Origin of the sequence: Ensifer sp. ENS09 (assembly GCF_014852425.1) — a bacterium.
Lineage (GTDB): Bacteria > Pseudomonadota > Alphaproteobacteria > Rhizobiales > Rhizobiaceae > Ensifer.
Genome location: NZ_JACVBP010000011.1, coordinates 63,196 through 80,614 on the forward strand (window position 1 = coordinate 63,196; position 17,419 = coordinate 80,614).

The 17,419-nt window shown below is 57.1% G+C and carries 12 protein-coding genes and 5 pseudogenes; 8 read left to right on the top strand and 9 right to left on the bottom strand.

Annotation, left to right across the window (positions count from 1 at the left end; all coding sequences use genetic code 11):
• Position 1 precedes the first annotated feature (1 nt).
• Positions 2-2,140, bottom strand: a complete 2,139-nt coding sequence (locus tag IB267_RS32895) for a site-specific DNA-methyltransferase (protein WP_192451574.1) — start codon at positions 2,138-2,140, stop codon at positions 2-4.
• Between the two features lie 158 nt (positions 2,141-2,298).
• On the bottom strand, positions 2,299-3,441 hold the full coding sequence (locus IB267_RS32900) for an RHE_PE00001 family protein (RefSeq protein ID WP_192451575.1): 1,143 nt from the start codon (positions 3,439-3,441) through the stop codon (positions 2,299-2,301).
• 300 nt (positions 3,442-3,741) lie between these two features.
• On the opposite strand from IB267_RS32900, the pseudogene IB267_RS33630 reads away from it, so the two are divergent.
• Positions 3,742-3,864: pseudogene (locus tag IB267_RS33630) on the top strand (integrase); the annotation flags it as partial.
• Between the two features lie 91 nt (positions 3,865-3,955).
• On the opposite strand, the pseudogene IB267_RS32910 reads toward IB267_RS33630, so the two are convergent.
• From IB267_RS32910 to repA, 4 genes and pseudogenes are all read right to left on the bottom strand, one after another.
• A pseudogene (locus IB267_RS32910) lies at positions 3,956-5,045 on the bottom strand (GSU2403 family nucleotidyltransferase fold protein).
• 289 nt (positions 5,046-5,334) lie between these two features.
• Positions 5,335-6,549 carry a plasmid replication protein RepC gene (gene repC / locus IB267_RS32915; protein WP_192451576.1) on the bottom strand — a complete coding sequence of 405 codons (1,215 nt, stop codon included), beginning with the start codon at positions 6,547-6,549 and terminating at the stop codon, positions 5,335-5,337.
• A gap of 181 nt (positions 6,550-6,730) precedes the next feature.
• Positions 6,731-7,723, bottom strand: a complete 993-nt coding sequence (gene repB / locus IB267_RS32920; RefSeq protein ID WP_192451577.1) for a plasmid partitioning protein RepB — start codon at positions 7,721-7,723, stop codon at positions 6,731-6,733.
• Positions 7,720-8,895 carry a plasmid partitioning protein RepA gene (gene repA / locus IB267_RS32925; protein WP_192451578.1) on the bottom strand — a complete coding sequence of 392 codons (1,176 nt, stop codon included), beginning with the start codon at positions 8,893-8,895 and terminating at the stop codon, positions 7,720-7,722. The genes repB and repA overlap by 4 nt, the downstream gene beginning before the upstream one ends.
• Positions 8,896-9,983: 1,088 nt before the next feature.
• Between repA and IB267_RS32930 the strand changes: the two genes are divergently transcribed.
• Positions 9,984-12,044, top strand: a complete 2,061-nt coding sequence (locus IB267_RS32930) for an acyl-homoserine-lactone synthase (RefSeq protein ID WP_192451579.1) — start codon at positions 9,984-9,986, stop codon at positions 12,042-12,044.
• A 31-nt stretch (positions 12,045-12,075) separates the two neighbouring features.
• Here the strand turns inward: IB267_RS32930 and IB267_RS32935 are convergent, their stop codons facing one another.
• Positions 12,076-12,213, bottom strand: a complete 138-nt coding sequence (locus tag IB267_RS32935) for a hypothetical protein (RefSeq protein WP_210336087.1) — start codon at positions 12,211-12,213, stop codon at positions 12,076-12,078.
• A 749-nt stretch (positions 12,214-12,962) separates the two neighbouring features.
• On the opposite strand from IB267_RS32935, the pseudogene IB267_RS32940 reads away from it, so the two are divergent.
• From IB267_RS32940 to IB267_RS34075, 6 genes and pseudogenes are all read left to right on the top strand, one after another.
• Positions 12,963-13,334: pseudogene (locus IB267_RS32940) on the top strand (ATP-binding protein); the annotation flags it as partial.
• Positions 13,335-13,349: 15 nt separating this feature from the next.
• Complete coding sequence (locus IB267_RS34065; protein WP_192451581.1) at positions 13,350-13,736, top strand: transposase; 387 nt, start codon at positions 13,350-13,352, stop codon at positions 13,734-13,736.
• Positions 13,733-13,822, top strand: a pseudogene (locus IB267_RS34070) (IS66 family insertion sequence element accessory protein TnpB); the annotation flags it as partial. The gene IB267_RS34065 and the pseudogene IB267_RS34070, both read left to right, overlap by 4 nt.
• Positions 13,803-14,081, top strand: coding sequence for an IS66 family insertion sequence element accessory protein TnpB (gene tnpB / locus IB267_RS32950; protein WP_371742696.1), 279 nt, complete (start codon positions 13,803-13,805; stop codon positions 14,079-14,081). The pseudogene IB267_RS34070 and the gene tnpB, both read left to right, overlap by 20 nt.
• 72 nt (positions 14,082-14,153) lie before the next feature.
• Positions 14,154-15,718: pseudogene (locus IB267_RS32955) on the top strand (IS66 family transposase).
• Positions 15,718-16,023, top strand: a complete 306-nt coding sequence (locus tag IB267_RS34075) for a hypothetical protein (protein WP_371742697.1) — start codon at positions 15,718-15,720, stop codon at positions 16,021-16,023. The pseudogene IB267_RS32955 and the gene IB267_RS34075 overlap by 1 nt, the downstream one beginning before the upstream one ends.
• Positions 16,024-16,257: 234 nt before the next feature.
• Here IB267_RS34075 and IB267_RS32965 read toward each other — a convergent pair whose 3' ends face one another.
• Together IB267_RS32965 and IB267_RS32970 are read right to left on the bottom strand one after the other, a co-directional pair.
• Positions 16,258-17,100 (bottom strand): thioesterase domain-containing protein, encoded by an 843-nt coding sequence (locus IB267_RS32965; protein WP_192451582.1) that lies wholly within the window; start codon positions 17,098-17,100, stop codon positions 16,258-16,260.
• Between the two features lie 85 nt (positions 17,101-17,185).
• A partial coding sequence (locus tag IB267_RS32970) for a phosphopantetheine-binding protein (RefSeq protein WP_192451583.1) occupies positions 17,186-17,419 on the bottom strand: 234 nt, incomplete at its 5' end.

Here is a 17,419-nt window from a genome sequence, read left to right on the forward strand (position 1 = left end):
GTCAGGATCCCATCGAAAATCTGAAATTAGAAAGGTATGACTCATAAAGGCGGACGGGTTCGACGTCAGCCGGCAAATGGTGAGCGACAGATTGGAAGCGTCGATCATCGTCTGTGACGATATAGGCGATCCGGATTCCACCTTGAGCACGAACTGCTTTGCAGAATTGTGCGGCTTTATCCAAATCGGTCAAAAGGGCATAGGTATCGGCAGCGTCCCAACCACTATCAGGGATAGCATCGATGCGGCGCCCAAGACTGCCCGCTCTCATCCAAAGGAGAGGAGCAATCCGCTCAAAGGCCCGACTATGCGAAATGGCGATTGAAGTCTCATAGGTAAGCGTGAAGAATTCTGCATTCTCCTTGAAGCCTTCCGCCATGGAAAATTCGTCAGTGAACTTGTATTCGCCTTTTACGGCTTCGCCGTCCGGAGTTTTTCCCGTAATTGCCGCGGCGATACGCGGCTTTGTGATATAATCACATATGCCCCACCTCTCCCATTCGGGATCCCCGGGACGCAGGTTAGCTTTTCGCAGCGCTGTTTGCTCGTCCGCCGCAACTTCATTATTCGTGATCGAAATGGATTGGCGACGGCCGCCATCTTGACGGTTCAATCTCATGACAGCGTGTGCCGTTGTCCCCGAACCCGCAAAAAAATCAAGGATTGTAGCCGATTGGTTGTCGCCAACAGCGATACGGAGTGCATCTTCAACCGCGTATAGACTTTTAGGAAACGGAAACTTTCTATCGCCAGTAAGCTTGCGCACCAGCATCGATCCATATTCGCCAGCCTTGTGGCTGCCGCGGTTCCAGACGGTCTTCGGAGTTCGCCGCACGCCACGCTCGCCAAAATCGACCTCTTGAGAGCCATCCTCTCGACGACCGGTTATCACAAGTTCACCAGACTGGATGCGCCGGAGCTGAGATGGCCCTAGATAGAGGATCGACCAACGATCATTCTTTGCATCGTACGCCCCAACTCGTGCGAACCCGTCGGCGACTATCTTACGAAGCGAGGCTGGCGATTTTTGCCAAGTCGCTTCTTCGTCGCGGCCGGCTCTAATCGGCCAAACGGTGACCAGTCCCGGGATGTTCGGGATTGTGGTTCTGTCCACGTCCAAGGGAACCGACTCGCCAATTTTTGCAATCGTGCGACGGTCTGGATCGATATAAATTGGAAAAAAAAGATTTGGGCGATCTTGCCTACGCGAGTTGTTCCCACCGCGCAAAAGCCACTCCCATCTAACACTCGTCCTTTGCTGCCCTGAAAGGCTTTCGGTGTCCAACAGGCTATCCACGACGTGTGCAGGGCCTGCTTCGCCGAAAAAGAGGAAGAATGCATATTCTTCGACGCGAGCCATTTCTTTGCCGCGTGCAACTCCATTCGGGTTAATAACTACGGTAACCATTTGCTGCACGGCATCGGGAAAGGTCTGCTCGAGCAACAAACCGAGCCGAAGATACTCTTTTTCGTCGATTGTGACGATCAGAACCGATTTTTCTGGGTTTAACAACTCTCTGGCGACGAGTATTCGGCGCTCCATCATGGCTAACCACTTGGAGTGGCGATAAAGATCTTCGGACTCTACATAGTCGTTATTGTATTTCCAGTCACGAGCACCAGTGTTATACGGTGGGTCTATGTAAATCGCGTCAATCTTGCCTCGATGCGTAAACGTCAGCGCCTCAAGGACGTGGAAATTCTCTCCGTTTATGACGGTATGGAACGGCTTGTCGGCCCCACTCTCGATCCTGCCTGTACTGACCAGCCCAGGAAAAATATGGTCTCGAAATTCGGCGACGACCACAAGGTCACTGATATCCGCCGTGGTCGTTACCGGCTCTACTGAACCAATGAGATCAAGACGAGCTGTCTTAGATTCGCCATCTCGATCGAAGCCAACGATTTTCCAGATACGGGGATCGCCCCTTGCGGTGGAGCCTCGTGCTGGAAGAATGCGGACTTTATCGCCCCTTCTTATCGGGCGTCCAGGCAGTTCGACATTCTCTGGACGATGCCGCTCAAAATTCAGACCGAACGATCGGCGGGCGGAAAGAACTTTGAACTCGCGTTCGAGCTCAAGACCAAGCTGCACGTCTCTCGCTTTCGCTTGCGCTATCAAATCAGTGAGACGAGACATATAAAATTTCCATGAGCGGCTGTATCGAATAATCGAATACGAAGGCGATCCCGCATACGTCAAGACCATCCCAGCAACAACGAATGTTATACATCTAGTACCGGTTCGCCTTTCGCTCGTGCCGGGGGCAGAGCGTGACCATCATAGCTTCCCGCAACTCAGAATATCCCCCACGCCCGAAACCTCCCCCTCCCTGTCATCTCACGCAGTCCGAGCTCGCCGACAATCCTCCGCGCCGCCTGCGGCGTAACCTCGAGCGTCTTCACGACCATGCCGGCCGAGACCAGAGGTTTTGCCATGACCAACTCGATCAGTTCTGGCAGCTTAGATGAGGTGCGTCGGCCGGTGAGTTTGCGCTCCATCATCCGCCGCGCCAGCGCCAGCCGGTCATGCTCCTTCAGCCCGAGCTCGGCCGCCGCGATCAGACCGTGGGTGATGGCGAGCAGCCGCGTCTCGGGATCGCGATGGCGTCGCCGATCGACGGGAATGGATTTCAGGCCGAGATTAAAGGCGGCGAGATGAGCGGCGGTAGTGACCCCGGCCTGGCGCAGGATCGACGCCGCTAGCAGCCGGCCGAGCCAGGGCGCATGCTGCAATACGGACAGATCGTTCCAGGCATCGAGGGCCACGATCGCCTGCAGCACCGGCGGCTGCTCACCGATTTCTTGGAGCAGATCGCGCCATTCCTCGAGACGCGTATCCTCATCCCAGTCGAGATCGTAGACCAGCGGATCCTTTTCCCGCCCGCTGGCACGGCCAGGCGTCTGCGCTGCCTCGATCGCTGCTTCCGATCGGGCGAGCAGCGCATCGATGGCGGCCAGCTCGGCGTCAAATGGGCTGGAAGTTTGCGCGGAGACGTCCTCCCCCTCCCCTCCTCCGACGGAAGCGATATCGGTCGTGGCCGCGACACTTCTCTGAGTACCGCCGGCGTCAGCCGATGCTGCAGGTCCCGCCTGCCGCAGCGCGCGAAAGCCGTCGGGGCTGAGCGCCCAGCCAGGCGGCTGGGATGCGATGCGCCGGCGGCTGCGCAGCACGTCGCGGGCAATCGTCAGTTCGTGCATCGGGGTGCGAATGTCGTGGCCGGCGTCGTGCAGCACCAGGTCTTCGAGATGGACGAGTTCACCGTCGATCCACAGCGAGGCGCAGGCATCGGCAAAATGGGCGCGTTCGAGCAAGCCGTCCCCGACCGCCGAGCGCGCGATACGCTCGTCGAGACGGGCGAGCGCGACGCCGGCGTCCGAGATGGGCCGCAGCAGGGTCTGGACGGGCAATTTCGCAAGATCGTAAACCATTGAAATCATGGTAAATGATTTATTAAGAGAACTCTATCTCGAAGTTAGAGTTCCTCACTGGGCACGACTGATAGTTGGCTCTTTCACTATCGATAGGTTTCAGGTATCGATAGTGACGGATCTCGAGACGCAAATCGCCTAATATCGCGCAAAGCTACAGCTGGCGAACTTTCAAAATTGGCGAAAAAGATACCTTCCGATTCCGTCCCTCGCCGCGCCGAAGAACTCGACGCCCTAGACGCCATCCTCCCCTTCGATCGCCGCGATCAACTTGCCGCGCTGCTGACGGATGATGACGTCGCGACGCTCAATCGCGGCATACCGCTGCCTGAAGCGATGCAGCAGTCGCTGCACAAGTCCATCACCCAGGCGGCGAGCTGCTACAACAACGCCGAACGCAAGAACGGACGAGCGGCGCGACTGATCGTCTAGAAGGAATTGCGGTCTGACTGCGGCCCTAATAGCGGTCAGTAGATCCTGCGTGGGCCGTACTGCTATCATGCGGTCCCCTTTTTCTGCTGTCCTAGAACGGCATTGTCAGGTCTTCGCCGATCTCCATTGCTCCTGCTCTGAGACAGTCCCTAAGTCGGCCCCGCTCGTCTTCAGTGAGCATTCCTGCACCGATGCGGATACCGCTCTGCCACTGAGCGCCGCGATCCCACGCTTCGTTGTATACAAGTGTGAGGTCGGCTGCTCTTCGCGTTTGCTGGAGAGCCTCGAAGAGTAGTGCTGCCTGTCGAACATCCTTGTCCCGCTTGATTGCGCTCGGTCCGTCGTCGTGTCGGCGCGAAGCCACGATAAGTTTATGGACAGCGTATCGCTCAGGTGCAGGCACAGTTACGGGGACCCCGGACTTGTGAAGCAAGATCGTTCGAACAGGGTCCCTTATCAGGAAATCAAGGAACCGAAGTGGATCCGCGCTGGCCCCACCGAGGGCCGGCATTTTCGCCGGTTGATCGGTGTAGTCGTCGCTGCCTCTGTTCGAGGTCAGGAACTCCACACGATAGCCGGTACTGCTGACGAACGCAGAAGAGGTGGCCGCACCTGATCGATGCGGGACCGGGCGGAAGCTTGGATCGATGGTCTGTAGCAGGTCCACGATCGGCGGAAGACTATCTTCGACTTCATGGCTGACTGCGTAGTCCTGGGCGATATCCGCATCCCCTGTAAGGACGGCGGCCATCGGCAAACGCACACCGAGGATCCCGGCGTAGGTCTGGAACGCAACCGTTCCGATCAGCAGGCCGCGAAGCCGAAACAGCCCCGCTATCGCGAGCACCTCGACGATGTCTCCCGACATCTTGTCCGGCGCGATCATGCCACCCTCTCGGGTTAGGGTCGAGACCATTCGGCGGCGGGCGCGAAGGTCATCTTTCTGGGCTTGGAATTCCTTGACCCGCTTTGCAATCTCCGGATCTTCCGCGGGACCGACATAGCGCCGGGTCTTGCCCCCGCGTCCATCGGGGATGTCGAAATACCAATAACGTCGATCCTTGACGGTCACGGGGGTGAAACGACCTTCAGACGGAAAGTCGGCCGTCCATGCCGCATCGAGAGATCGTTGCCCGAGTTCGGCGAGCATCGTCATGGTACATGAGGTCGATGGATTTCATAGCTGTTATACCTTTTTTGTGAAAAGGTATAACAATCGAAGCGCTCGAGCAAGCGAGCGATAACGTGAGCCCCCTCACCCACCAAACACCGAATACCCGTACTTCAACCTGGCGAACATCACCAGATACGAGCTCATTCCGGATGATAACGTCAATCGGAGACCTGCCATCAAAGCATTGGGTGGCTCGCGAAGAGGAAGTGCCGGCAGCCTCTGGCACTGCCAAGCGTCATTCGCGAAGTTTCAACCCCGCACAACCGCAACCGATAGATTCTCCCCCTTGCGCAGGCTCAGGCGCTCGCCTTTCTAGGCCCGGAACTCGTCCGCATCAGCGCCATCAGCATCGGCCCGAGCGAAAACTCGCCGCGCTCGGCCTTTCGCGTCAAATCCCGCAGATAGCCGCCGGCCGAATTGATGTGCCCTGTCCTTTCGAGAATACACGCCATGACGGCGGCGGCATTCTCCGCCCCAAGGATCCCGCAGGCCTCCTCATAGGCGCTCGGACTGACACCGAGCATCGATCGAACCACGACGGCGGCCGACAAAAGGTCGCGCCAGTTTTCAATCGCACCGTTCGGGCCGTAGTCGCGGATCTCGGGGCAGGCTTGTAGCACCATACCCAATGGAAATGCCTTTATCGGCTCCCGCATCGGCCTGATTTCAGGGCTCGGCTTCGCCCCCTGCTCTTTTCGAGAGCTAGGTTCAAGTTCATGGATGGATTCGGTATTTGAATTCTGTATGTGGCATCCGTTTTGGACAGCATTGCTATCCATACTTTCGGAATTTTCCTGAATTTCCAGCCGGTTGATGATCTCTTCCCGCAACATTTGCATTTCGTCGAGGATAGGTTCGATATCAGCAACCGTCGGCGTACGCGGAATACGGCCGGTCAGCTCGACGAACATGTCCTCGATGCGCCCCCAATCGCCGGCAGCACCCTCTTCGATCGCAGCCGTCAGCAGTTTGCGCACGTCGCGCCGGCAGATCGACAGAGCTTCTTTCGTTGCGCGAAAATGTCTGCGATCCGAAGCAACCTTTTGAGCCAGATGGGCGAGCTCCTCGGCACGCGCGAGCAATGGCGCCAGGTTGAAGCCAAAAGCTTCCTCGATCGTACCGGCATTGCCCTTGCGCGCGTAACGTTTGCCGTTGGCGCTGTCTTTCCGCTGGATCAAGCCAGCCTCGACCAGCGCTGCCAGATGTCGCCGCAACGTCGTACCCGCGATACCGTGGGCGCGGACCGACAACTGGTCGTTTGATGGGAACACGACCAGGGAACGGTCTTCGCAAAGCTCGCTCTCCGGATAGAACGTGAGCAATGCGTCAAGAACAGCAAGCGCCCGGTCCTGAACGCCAAGCACGACCCTGGCCTCGCAGGCGTCACGGAACACTTTCCATTTGTCGACGGACTTGCCGGGTCTGATTTCGGTCGTCCGCATCTGCCCTCTTACATGGGCAAGCGAAATCGACCGCCGCCCAAAGGGCGTCGTCACACTTCCACTTTGCATTTTTCTTCACCTCACTGCGAAGGCAAAAGAAACCTGCTCACCAAAAACGGTGCCAAAGACTCTTGACGGGGATTCGGGGAAATGCGATTCTCGGTTTGCTACAACACAGAGAAGGGCTTCCACGACGGCAACGTTTGGGGGCCTTTTTCTTTTGCGGTTATCCTCCAGGTTAACTCACGCCCTATCGGGCATTTCTCTTCATGAACTGGTCGTGCAGGCTCTCGATTTGCTCTGCGACGAAGTCGACGAACCCGCTGGGGACCGACTTATTAAAAGCAAGCTTCGAGCCGGATTTTCCGTGGCTCACGTTTCCGAGCACCAGACCGTGCGAAACGAGCTGTGGTGGGTCAACGGACAAAAGTGCTCCCTCCGCCTTGCCGGAAAGTACCTCGAACACACTCGCAAAACGAACGTTGGTGTCGGCGCCTCGAACGCCTTCTGCCGCAAGCACTGACTTTGCCGCTTCGAGCGGCGCGTCATGGGATGACCACTTTGCTTCGAATTCCACCCAGCGCCGGCGCCCGACATCAGGTGCAGCGCCAATTTCCTGCAGCACGTCGTGTGGCAAAGCGCTTGCAAGTCGGATCATCTCCGAGATGTGCGACTTACCGGTATTCAGCGACCTGCTGATTACGTCGCGGCTGAAGCCGGCCGCCTCTTGGGCGCGCGCGAACAGGCACCGCTCGATAAAGGAGAGATCATGCCGGTTGCTGTTTTCCTCCCCCTGCAGCACGATTGCATCTTCATCGCTCAAATCCCGAGCGATGGCCTTGAACTTGACGCCCAACATCCTGGCGGCGGCAAGGCGACGGCGACCGAACACGATCTGAAACGGCTTGGATGCGCCGTGCACCGAGCGAACGAGACCCGGCGTGCTCTGCCCGTGCTCACCCATCGACTGCACGAGTTCGCCAAGGCTGGCTGCGTCATAAGCCGATGCGAAGCGATCGGGAATGTCGGAATCAAGGACGTCCTCCGGATCGATCTCGATGATTTGCCCGCCATCCTTCAGCAGGCGCTCTGCAAGCTCGCTGCGCTCCTGGATCTCCCTGACGCTTGCCGCGACTTTCAGCAGATGCGGCGACGTCGTCCTTTGAGGACCGGCCCGATCGGCCGACGCGTCCAGTTGGCCGAGGACGTTTGCGAACAGTCCCTTGGAATCTTTACGGCTCATTCTCTCCCCCATGCCTTCCAGAAGAGGGCTTCCAGCTCGGAATTCGCCGCATTGATGGATTCGATGGCGCGGTCATAGGTCTTGGGCGCTGAGAAGCGTGCGCGCTGCACTTCGTAGAGGCTTTGCTTCCAGGTCAGCGCGTCTGCAACGGCCGTCGACTTGATGACGGAGTTCAACAGGAGATCCTCGCCGAAAACCTGCCGCATCAGCGCGGACATGTTGGCCTGCGGATGGTCGTTGGGTTCGAACTTGGTGACCAGGAACTTGGCGAAGTCCCACTGGGCAGATGTTCCGACCTCGTCGAGGATCTGCATGTAGGAGGCAGCGAGTTCAAGGAACTTGGCAGTGGAATCGACGTCTAGCATATGGGCTGGAACGGGGATGACGACGCCGGTTGCCGCGGTCAATGACGAGAGCGTCAGGAAGTTCAGTGAAGGAGCCGAATCCATGAGGATGAAGTCATAGTCGTCGACGACCTGCTCGAGGGCCTGCGAAACGCGAAGAAGGAAACCTGTTCCACCGACCCGGCGCATTTCCAGCGCAACGGCCGTTTCGAATTCAGTCAACTCGAGCCCGGCACAGATGACGTCGAAACCAGCAATGTGCGTTTCATGAATGATGGACCGGGTTGGGATCGGATCCTCGAACCGGATTGCGGAATAGAGCGTGTCCCCTCCCCGGTAGTCGAAGTTCGGTAGGTTGCCGTGCAGCGCAGTCAGGGACGCCTGAGGGTCAAGATCGACGGCCAGCACGCGATAACCGCGCAGCGCCAGATAATGCCCGAGGTGGATCGTCGTCGACGTCTTGCTCGAGCCGCCCTTGAAGTTGGTGACCGCAATGATCTGGCACTGCTCGTTCCCGGTGCGGCGAGGGTTCATCCACTTCTTGCGGCCGTTGGCTGCAAGCGCCATGCGCAGTTCCAGAACCTGCTCCAGGGTATAGAGGCGGCGGCCGTTGGCGATCTCCGGCGAAGGGCCCTGCTCTTTCGCCGCGACCTGCCGGATGTAGGCTTCAGTCACATCGAGGAGCTGTGCGACTTCGGTCGACGTGAACTTGCGCATGCTGCGCCGTGCGTCGGGCGGAAACTGCGCCATGCTCAAATTGCTCAACGCCAGCTCGAGCTTGCTGGAGAAATTCTCCATGAAGGAAAGGCTGCTGAGATGTCGCGTCATGAATAAGAATCCTCGGTGGTCACTGTCGCTAATTAACCGGCGTTGTGGTTAACGATCTGCTAACAACCACGTAACTACTCAAAAACCCGAAGTTTCGGATTTTCTTCGCAACTAAGGGGTACTCCGATTCGGGCAGGTGCATCAATTATGGCACGCCAGCTCGATGAACGTGTGAACAGCCTTGTCGAGACGTTCCCCGCGGGAACTTCGGGAACGGGCCCTTCCAGTTGTCGCTGCGCCAGCGCCGGAAATCGGATTGTCCGTTGTGAGCGGCCAAGGTCAATCGGAGACGCGCGACGCTCGCGGACAGCGTGGCGGGAAAGTTACCCGGAGAATCCGCATCGACCTCGGTGAAGAGCTGCATCGTATCACCATGAGCGACGCGCTCGGACCGAAAAGTTCCCCGCGGGGAACTCCTGAAGAGATCCAAGCGTCGCCTCGCGGGAGGCGAAACGAATATCGCGCCACCGACAACCAAGACCGGCCTGGGACGTCTCCTAACAGGCGTGGCAGAAAGTTCCCCGCGGGGAACACCGCAACGGGATCGATCATTTCCCGAAAGAACCGACGGGCAAACGGCCTGGCAGCAGCGTTCGAGGCTCGCGGGAACCGCCATTCGCACAGACGTTATCGAGTCGTGTTCCCGCGGAGAGCTTTCAGCTTCGAAGCGGAGCATAGATCATAAATGGTGAAGCATTTCGAGCATCGCCGCGCGGAGTTCCCCGCGGGGAACTCCGCGACAATCTCAAAAGGATGTGTTCCTCAAATTTCGGAACCCGCCGCCAAGCAGGCTGCGTGATGGGGGCCTCGGTGGCCGATCCAGGCGAAGAGTTCCCCGCGGGGAACTATCAACTCTCAAGGCGCCAAAACGGCGAAACACAGACCGCGTTCGAAACGTCGGCAACCAAGCTTCGCTGCAGGGCCGATCGTCGGATCTGACCCTTCGCGCCATGTACTCAAATCGTCCGGACCGGGCGCCCAGCGCGCGCCTGCAATCGATGTGGTGAAATCTCAGGGGCATTTTTGCCCCTCGCGACAGTGGCCACAGTCGTAGCACTTCTCGTCCGACAGACGGAGGAGGACGACCGATGATGGTGATTGCCATTGAGAACGGCAGCTCGAGAGAGGCTGGGCACTTCCTCGATCAGATGTTTGCCCTGCGCGCGAAGGTCTTCAATGATCGCCTGGGATGGCAGGTCGTTACCCGTGACGGCCGGGAGCGGGACCAGTTCGACGAACTCGAACCCGTCTACATACTCGCTGTCACTGCAAAGAATGACGTGGTCGGCTGTGCTCGCCTTCTCCCCGCCACGGGTCAGACGATGCTAATGTCCGTATTCCCGCAACTCGTCTCGGCCCCCTCGTTTTCCCCGCACCCACAGATGGTCGAGAGGTCGCGCTTCTGCGTCGACACAACGATCCAAAGCACGGTTCCCGGCGGGCTGCACCACGTTACCCGCCTCATGTTCGCTGGCATCCTCGAATGGTGCCTTTCGCACGGACACACTGAGGTCGTCACAGTCACCGACATTGCCGTCGAACGTATCCTGGGGCGTACCTGGGACACCGTTTTGGCGGGGTCATTCCGAGATTCCACCGTTAAGCCCGCCCGATACGCATACGTCTCGCTATTCGGGCTCGAGAGCTTAGCGGACGTACGACGAGCGTTGTTCGAAAACACGGTTGAAGCGGCAGCCTTCAAGGAAAGCGGCCCCTTAGAAGCGACAACAGAGAGCGTGACTAATCGACTGTCGCAGTTTGCATCGAAGTGGCGCGCCGGCGCCGGGATTCTTCGAGGAATGCCTGTTATAGCGGACTATAGCAGCCTGGTTGAGAAAGCCGGGTTCCTAGACGTTCGCAACCAGATTGTGTGCTTCGACGATCTGGAACGAATGAGCAATGGCCTGGCGCTGAAGGATGTGCTCGGCCTGGTCTCGTTTCTCAAGGAGAAAAAGAAGTGCAAGGTCGTGCTGCTCCTCAATAGCGAAGCGTTGAAGGATCATGGCCGCAAAGACTTTGAAGTCCAGCTTGAGAAGGTTATCGACATCAATCTGGTGTTCGATCCTACCCCGCAGGAGGCCGCCGCAATTGCCGTTCCCGACCGATCAGGCGTCCCGGAGAACTGGATTGCCCAATACACGGTGACCCTAGGTATTTCGAATATCAGGACAATTCACAAACTTCGCAGGATTGCCGCTCGCCTCCGCGAAACGCTTCGCCACCACGATGAGCGCATTTATCGAAAGGCAGTCCATAGCGCGTGCCTGTACGGCTTTGCTCTCTACCAGCCCGAAGATGCGCCTCCTCTCACAATGTTGCTGGAGGAACGCCCTTACGCGTATTTGTTTGGCGAAAAGGAGAAATCACCGGAGGAAATCCGATGGACCGAGCTGATTTCCAGGTACCAATACCACCACGCCGATCGGTTCGATATTGCCGTTTACGAGGCGATTAAAACTGGCTTTTACGACGCCCCAGAACTCAAGGAGCAAGCTGACAATCTCACCCAAAATCTGGCTGTTCAGGATCAGGATAAGGCGTTCAGCGACGTGTGGGACCTCTATCACGGATCGTTCGATGACAACGAAGAAGAATTTGCAATTGCGCTGAAGAAATCCGTCGTCGAAAACGCGCCCGCGATCAGCCCGGCGAACCTTTCTGCTTCGATCAGTCTGCTAAAGGAACTGGGGTACACCGAAGGCCTAGACGGCATTATCAATGGCTACGTTGCGGCTCGGAACGATGGCAAGGACTTCTGGTTGGGAGACCGATTTACCACCGGACATCACGTTGAGGATCCTGACGTTGCTGCTGCCTTTACAGAAAAGGCGAAGGAGTTCGGCGACGATCGGCGACTGCTCGATGTGTTAACGAGCATGATGCGAAACCGAGGATGGGATGGCGACGCTCCCGAATTTATAGATTCCTTCAGCGCCGACGATTATCGAAAGATGATGAAATCGACGCGCGGTGACGAGCTGCAGCAGCTGGTCTACGGTTTGTTGTATTTTCGGAAGATCACAAACCCAGACGAAACGATGCAGAGCATCACCGCCAAGGCCATTGATGCTCTTCAAAATATTGCTGCGGAATCCCCAATAAACCGTACACGCGTTGCGAAGTTCGGCGTCTCATTGCCAGTCGGATAGGGCCTGGCATGAAGCGGCAGCCGGTACCCGGTTAATCCACGTCCAGACTCACCGGGCCGACTTCGCGATCATCGCCGATGGCGTAGTCGATCCGCAGAAATCCGCCCGGCAAAATCCGGGTTCGACTGCCGGTCAGATCGACCGGTTCTGCGTTGCTGCGACCGAGCATGAGCGGTGACAAGGACAGCCTGAGAAGCGTCGGTTGGAATAAGTGCTGTCCGGCCCGTTGGCCCGCAACGGTCAGGCGCGCATCGTCCCATGCAGCAATTGCAGCGTCTTGATGCCATCTTGCGAAAGAAGCCGCGAGGAAAGCCCGTGGAGAAGGGACAGTCGTGGCCTCCGAATGTGGGGATATTGGAGCCGGTTCTGGGGAGAGGGCGAGGGGCAACCCCTCTTGCAGGGCGACGGTTCGGTCGATCCGGACGGTCGCCCTTCCCGCGCCGGTAGAGGCGCGGACGCGCGACAAACGCGAGCGATGGGCTTTTGTCGCCTCTCACTCAGCTGCTATACACAGCGTGTCGTCTCGCTCGACGCCCCCATCTTCGTTGTTGGGCTCGGTGGGCTTCGTCGCGGCAACGACGGACGCCTGGAGGGGCAACGGGAGCCATCCGCTTCCCTCGACTTGTGCTTCGGCGTAGGCAGCGGCTTCTGCTTTCTTCATCCGGCCAATTCCCTTGGCGAACTCAGCGCTTTTTTGCGTCGGCCACGACAGCTCGATGCCGTCACGAGCAAGATGGTTGAAATAGCTGTCGCCGTCACCTCGAAGTAATCGTTCATGTCGAGGCCGAGCGCGGTGGCGAGCGCCTCTGAATGTAGCCGTTCGGTCTTGCGGTGATCGTACTTGTCCTTGACGGCATCGATCGATTGGCCAGCTGCGTGGGCGAGCAGCGCGAGAAGTTCGTCTTCACGCCGCTCACCCTTGCGCTCGCGCGCGGCGACGGCCGTTATCCCAACGTGCTCAAGGCGCTCGCCAGAACCGACCTGCTCATCCTCGACGACTGGGGGCCCGAGAAGCTCAACGACGAGCAGCGGCGCGATCTCCTGGAGATCGTCGAGGACCGCTACGAGAAGCGATCCACCATCGTCACCAGCCAGGTGCCCGTCGATCACTGGTATGACATGATCGGCAATCCAACGATCGCCGATGCCGTCCTCGACCGCCTCGTGCACAACGCCTACCGCATCGAACTTTCCGGCGAGAGCTTGCGAAAGCAGCGTGAGCGTCCGGCGAGCGGATTTTGGTCCGGCGGGGAATTGGCGCAAGTTACGACACAGATGATTCATTTGTGACGTAACAGGGTATGAATGGCCAAGGTTGAGATCCTGACGGGTGCCGAGCGACAACGTCGATGGTCCACGGAACTGAAGCTTTCGATCTTGCAAGAAGCGTTCAGCGCGGATGGCAGCGTTTCGGATGTAGCGCGCCGGCACGACGTTCTTCCGCAACAGATATACGCCTGGCGAAAGAAGTTCTCGCCATCCGAATTGAAACCTCCACAGACCCCATCGTTCATCCCGGTTTCGCTTATCGGAGCTTCGGAGAGCGTGGGTGACGGTTCCAAGAGGAGCGGTGCTCGGTCGAGATGCAAGGACGTTGAAATCGTCTTGAGGAATGGCCGCCTACTGAGAATTGCAGCGGATATGGATCTCGAAGTGCTATCGTCGCTTGTCGCTTGTGTGGAGGCAGCATGATCGGGCCTTCGGGAAATGTGCGGGATTATCTGGCCTGCGGAGTGACCGACATGCGGCGTGGCATTGATGGACTGTCCACGCTCGTTGAGACGGTTATCAAGGAGGCGCCAGGTTCCGGCGCAATCTTCGGCTTCCGTGGAAAAGCGCGCCGACCGGATCAAGCTTCTATGGTGGGATTGCCAAGGGTTCTGCCTATTCTACAAGATTCTCGAGCGCGGGTACTTTCCTTGGCCGACGGCGAAAGATGGTGTTGCGCATCTGACGCAGGCTCAGTTGTCGATGCTTGTTGAAGGGATTGACTGGCGCCGACCAGCGTGGACTTCCGCCCCTGGCCGCACGGGTTAAAAGCTATATTTTACAGGGACATCCGGGGCAAAACGCTAGTGCTTTCGCTGCAAATCAGCTATGTTTTTGGGCATGAAAGCACCGCCGCTGGACAGTCAGGACGAGCTATTGGCATTGCGCGCGCTCGTCGCTGAACAGGCGGCGAAACTTGAGAGCCAAGAAGCCGAAGTCATCAAACGCGACTCGATCATCGGTCTTCTGCGCGCGCAGCTGGAACTGCTCCGACATCGGCAGCACGGCGCATCCTCGGAAAAGATCGATCGGAAGATTGAGCAATTCGAACTGATGCTCGAGGAGATCGAAGCCTCTCGCGCCGAGGCTGAAGCTCGTTCCGAAAAGGCCAGCTGCCAGATCTGGATGATACCGCCGACAAGCCGAAACGCAGACCTCTTCCGGATGGCCTTCTAACTGAAGAGCGGCTGTACACAGCGCCCTGCAGTTGCCCGACTTGTGGTGGCATGTCCTTCCTGAAGGCGGCCGACAAGGTGGTCCAGGTGATGGAGCATGTGCCGGCTTCTGTGAAGATCGTCCGGCATATCGAGAAGCGCATGGTCTGTAAGGACTGCGATACAACGGTGTCTGGCGAAATGCCGACCTTGCCAATCGGACGAGGCAAGCCCGGTCCGGGTTTGCTCGCGCATATCATGGTCGCCAAGTTCGACGATCACATCCCGCTCTACCGTCTCTCCGAGATGTACGACCGGCTGGGGGTGGACATCTCCCGGTCTGTCATGGCGGACTGGGTCGGTCGCGTGTCAGTCCTGCTGGCCCCGCTCATCCTGCTGATCAGAGCCCACATCGCGGCCGTCGATCGAATACACACGGACGATACCCCAGTCGATGTCCTCGACCCAGGACGAGGAAAGACGAAAACCGGCAGGGTCTGGGTCTATGTCTTCGATGGCAGCGGCTACAAGGATCCCACGCCCGGAGCGATCGCCTATTACTATAGCCCCGACCGAAAGGGCATGCATCCGGCCGAACACCTCGCTCACTTCAGCGGCGTAATGCATGCGGATGGGTATGCTGGCTATAGCAAGCTTTACGGCAACCAGATCATCGAAGCTGCCTGCATGGCGCATGTGCGCCGCAAGTTACATGATGTGATCAAGATCAAGCCATCTCCGATCGCCGACGAGGCTCTGTCGCGCATCGGTGCACTTTACGATATCGAGGATCGTATCCGCGGCATGTCGGCTGACGAGAGGCGAACACTGCGCCAGCAACACGCCAGACCCATTCTGGCGGACCTCAAGGCCTGGATTGAAACGACGCTTTCGACGCTGCCGCAGAAACAAAAGCTTGCAGAAGCGATGCGATACGCTCTCTCGCGATGGGCAGCTTTGAGCGTCTACGTTGACGATGGCCGTGTCGAAATCGATAACAACATAGCTGAGCGCGCTATGAGGCCACTCGGAATTGGAAGAAAAGATTGGCTCTTTGCTGGGTCAGACAACGGCGGCGAGCGCATCGCCAATATCCTGACCATCATCGAGACAGCTAAGCTCCATGGCCACAATCCAGAGGCCTATCTGACAGACGTCCTGACCAGGATCCAGAGCCATCCGAAGGACCGACTTGAGGAACTGCTGCCGTGGAAGTGGACTCTGGCAAACGACCGGTACGAGGCTGCGTGATGGCGCGCTCAAGGATCATCTATACCCTCAAAGAGGTCGCTGCGATGATCGGCGAGAACCTCGAGTTGATCGAAGAGGTGACCGCCAACTCGGACAATATCAGCGAGGGCGAATTGCTTTATGTCCGCGACGGCAGCGAATACGGCACGAAGGGCCTGACCGAGAACGGCGTGGACGAGCTCCAAAATCTCCTCGCCGACATAAGGACATGGGATGGTGGGATCCGCCAGTTCCTTGTCGATGAACAATGCGATCCCGAGATGATCGAGCGCGTTATGGCAGATGAACTGAGCCGCAAGTCCTAAACGCACCTCGTAGACCGCAAAAATGCAGTCGCCGGGCGCTCACAAAGCAGCGTCAAACACCATCCGCCGCTTGACCACGCGACAATCACGCGCCATGCAAAACAACGACCCAGGGGAGCATCAAGTGGCCGGCTTCAGATCGGAATGGTGGCCGAAATGAAATCGGAATAGGTGGCCGGCGTCGTTTCGGAATCAGCGGCCGACTTCATCGGAATACGCACAAAGTAAGGTATTTCATGAACATTCAGATCGCGATCTCTTCTTAACTGTATTTATAGCATGTGCGATGGTCTGACCCAGAAATTCGGCATTGATTGAATTAAACAAATCGAAATGCGTCCCGTTCACCTGCATAGTTTTTACCCCACCAATTGCCCTTCCCTTAAGAATTTCTATCGCCTCATCTGCTTCTTTACCACCAGTACTAAAATAATGTAAATTTACATTTGCCTTAGGCACTCTATATTTAGTACTTGTTACAAGCAGCTCTATGAATATTTTATGAAAACGACCCACCCATGCGTTGTTAATGTACGTAGGAGCGGCACGATTTTTCCAATTCTCTCTTTCCGCGATGAAGGAAATTCTTTGCGAATTCGTCATATCCCAAAAGACATGGTGCTCGTCGTAATAACTTTCGTCTACCCCGCCGAAAACGATATTTAAGAATGTTAACCAGTTTTGACGCTCAAGTCCCGTCGTGTGAAGATGGATGGGATCGCTCGCGATAAACGTGTCTATTAATCCCAAAAACTCCACCGGCTTACCGAGCGCAATGAGTTGTACGGCCATCTCATATGCCAGCAGTCCACCCATGGAAAACCCGCATAAATAGTATGGGCCATGAGGCTCAATCTCAAGTAGCTCGCCGACGTATCTCTCTGCCATGTCCTCAACAGTACGAAGTGGTAACTCTGACAACGTAACATCAATGGCGTTGATGCCGTAAACAAGGTTTTCTAGGGGCTTCGTCATTAATCGATAGAATGTCGCAAATCCTGAAACCGAGTGGACACAAAATAGCGGGGGCTTCTCACCACCATCCAACAAAACGATCAAATCTTCCGGTCGCTTCATTTCGAGATCCGTTCATTCAGAACATCACTATAAATAGTTAAAATACACTTCTGCATAATTCCTTCGTATAGTATGAGTTACAACATCAATATATCTCCCTAGCTATGAACAGCTCGTGACTCACTTTAGCCATAGCCTGAAGTACTGGGTTTTCGAACACACTTCTAATAGGCACCTGCACGCTTAGTGTACGACGTAGTCGTTCCATTAGTTGGACTGCCAGAAGCGAGTGTCCGCCAAGCTCAAAGAAATGGTCGTTCCGGCTCACCCGGTCGACACCCAATAGATCACTCCAGATGGCGGCCAATATCTGCTCAAT

What these genes read in the sequence shown, in the direction of transcription:
- IB267_RS32895 (WP_192451574.1), bottom strand. Translation starts at nt 2,140, where the DNA reads ATGTCTCGTCTCACTGATTTGATAGCGCAAGCGAAAGCGAGAGACGTG.
- IB267_RS32900 (WP_192451575.1), bottom strand. Translation starts at nt 3,441, where the DNA reads ATGATTTCAATGGTTTACGATCTTGCGAAATTGCCCGTCCAGACCCTG.
- repC (WP_192451576.1), bottom strand. Translation starts at nt 6,549, where the DNA reads ATGCAAAGTGGAAGTGTGACGACGCCCTTTGGGCGGCGGTCGATTTCG.
- repB (WP_192451577.1), bottom strand. Translation starts at nt 7,723, where the DNA reads ATGAGCCGTAAAGATTCCAAGGGACTGTTCGCAAACGTCCTCGGCCAA.
- repA (WP_192451578.1), bottom strand. Translation starts at nt 8,895, where the DNA reads ATGACGCGACATCTCAGCAGCCTTTCCTTCATGGAGAATTTCTCCAGC.
- IB267_RS32930 (WP_192451579.1), top strand. Translation starts at nt 9,984, where the DNA reads ATGATGGTGATTGCCATTGAGAACGGCAGCTCGAGAGAGGCTGGGCAC.
- IB267_RS32935 (WP_210336087.1), bottom strand. Translation starts at nt 12,213, where the DNA reads ATGCTCGGTCGCAGCAACGCAGAACCGGTCGATCTGACCGGCAGTCGA.
- IB267_RS34065 (WP_192451581.1), top strand. Translation starts at nt 13,350, where the DNA reads ATGGCCAAGGTTGAGATCCTGACGGGTGCCGAGCGACAACGTCGATGG.
- tnpB (WP_371742696.1), top strand. Translation starts at nt 13,803, where the DNA reads ATGGACTGTCCACGCTCGTTGAGACGGTTATCAAGGAGGCGCCAGGTT.
- IB267_RS34075 (WP_371742697.1), top strand. Translation starts at nt 15,718, where the DNA reads ATGGCGCGCTCAAGGATCATCTATACCCTCAAAGAGGTCGCTGCGATG.
- IB267_RS32965 (WP_192451582.1), bottom strand. Translation starts at nt 17,100, where the DNA reads ATGAAGCGACCGGAAGATTTGATCGTTTTGTTGGATGGTGGTGAGAAG.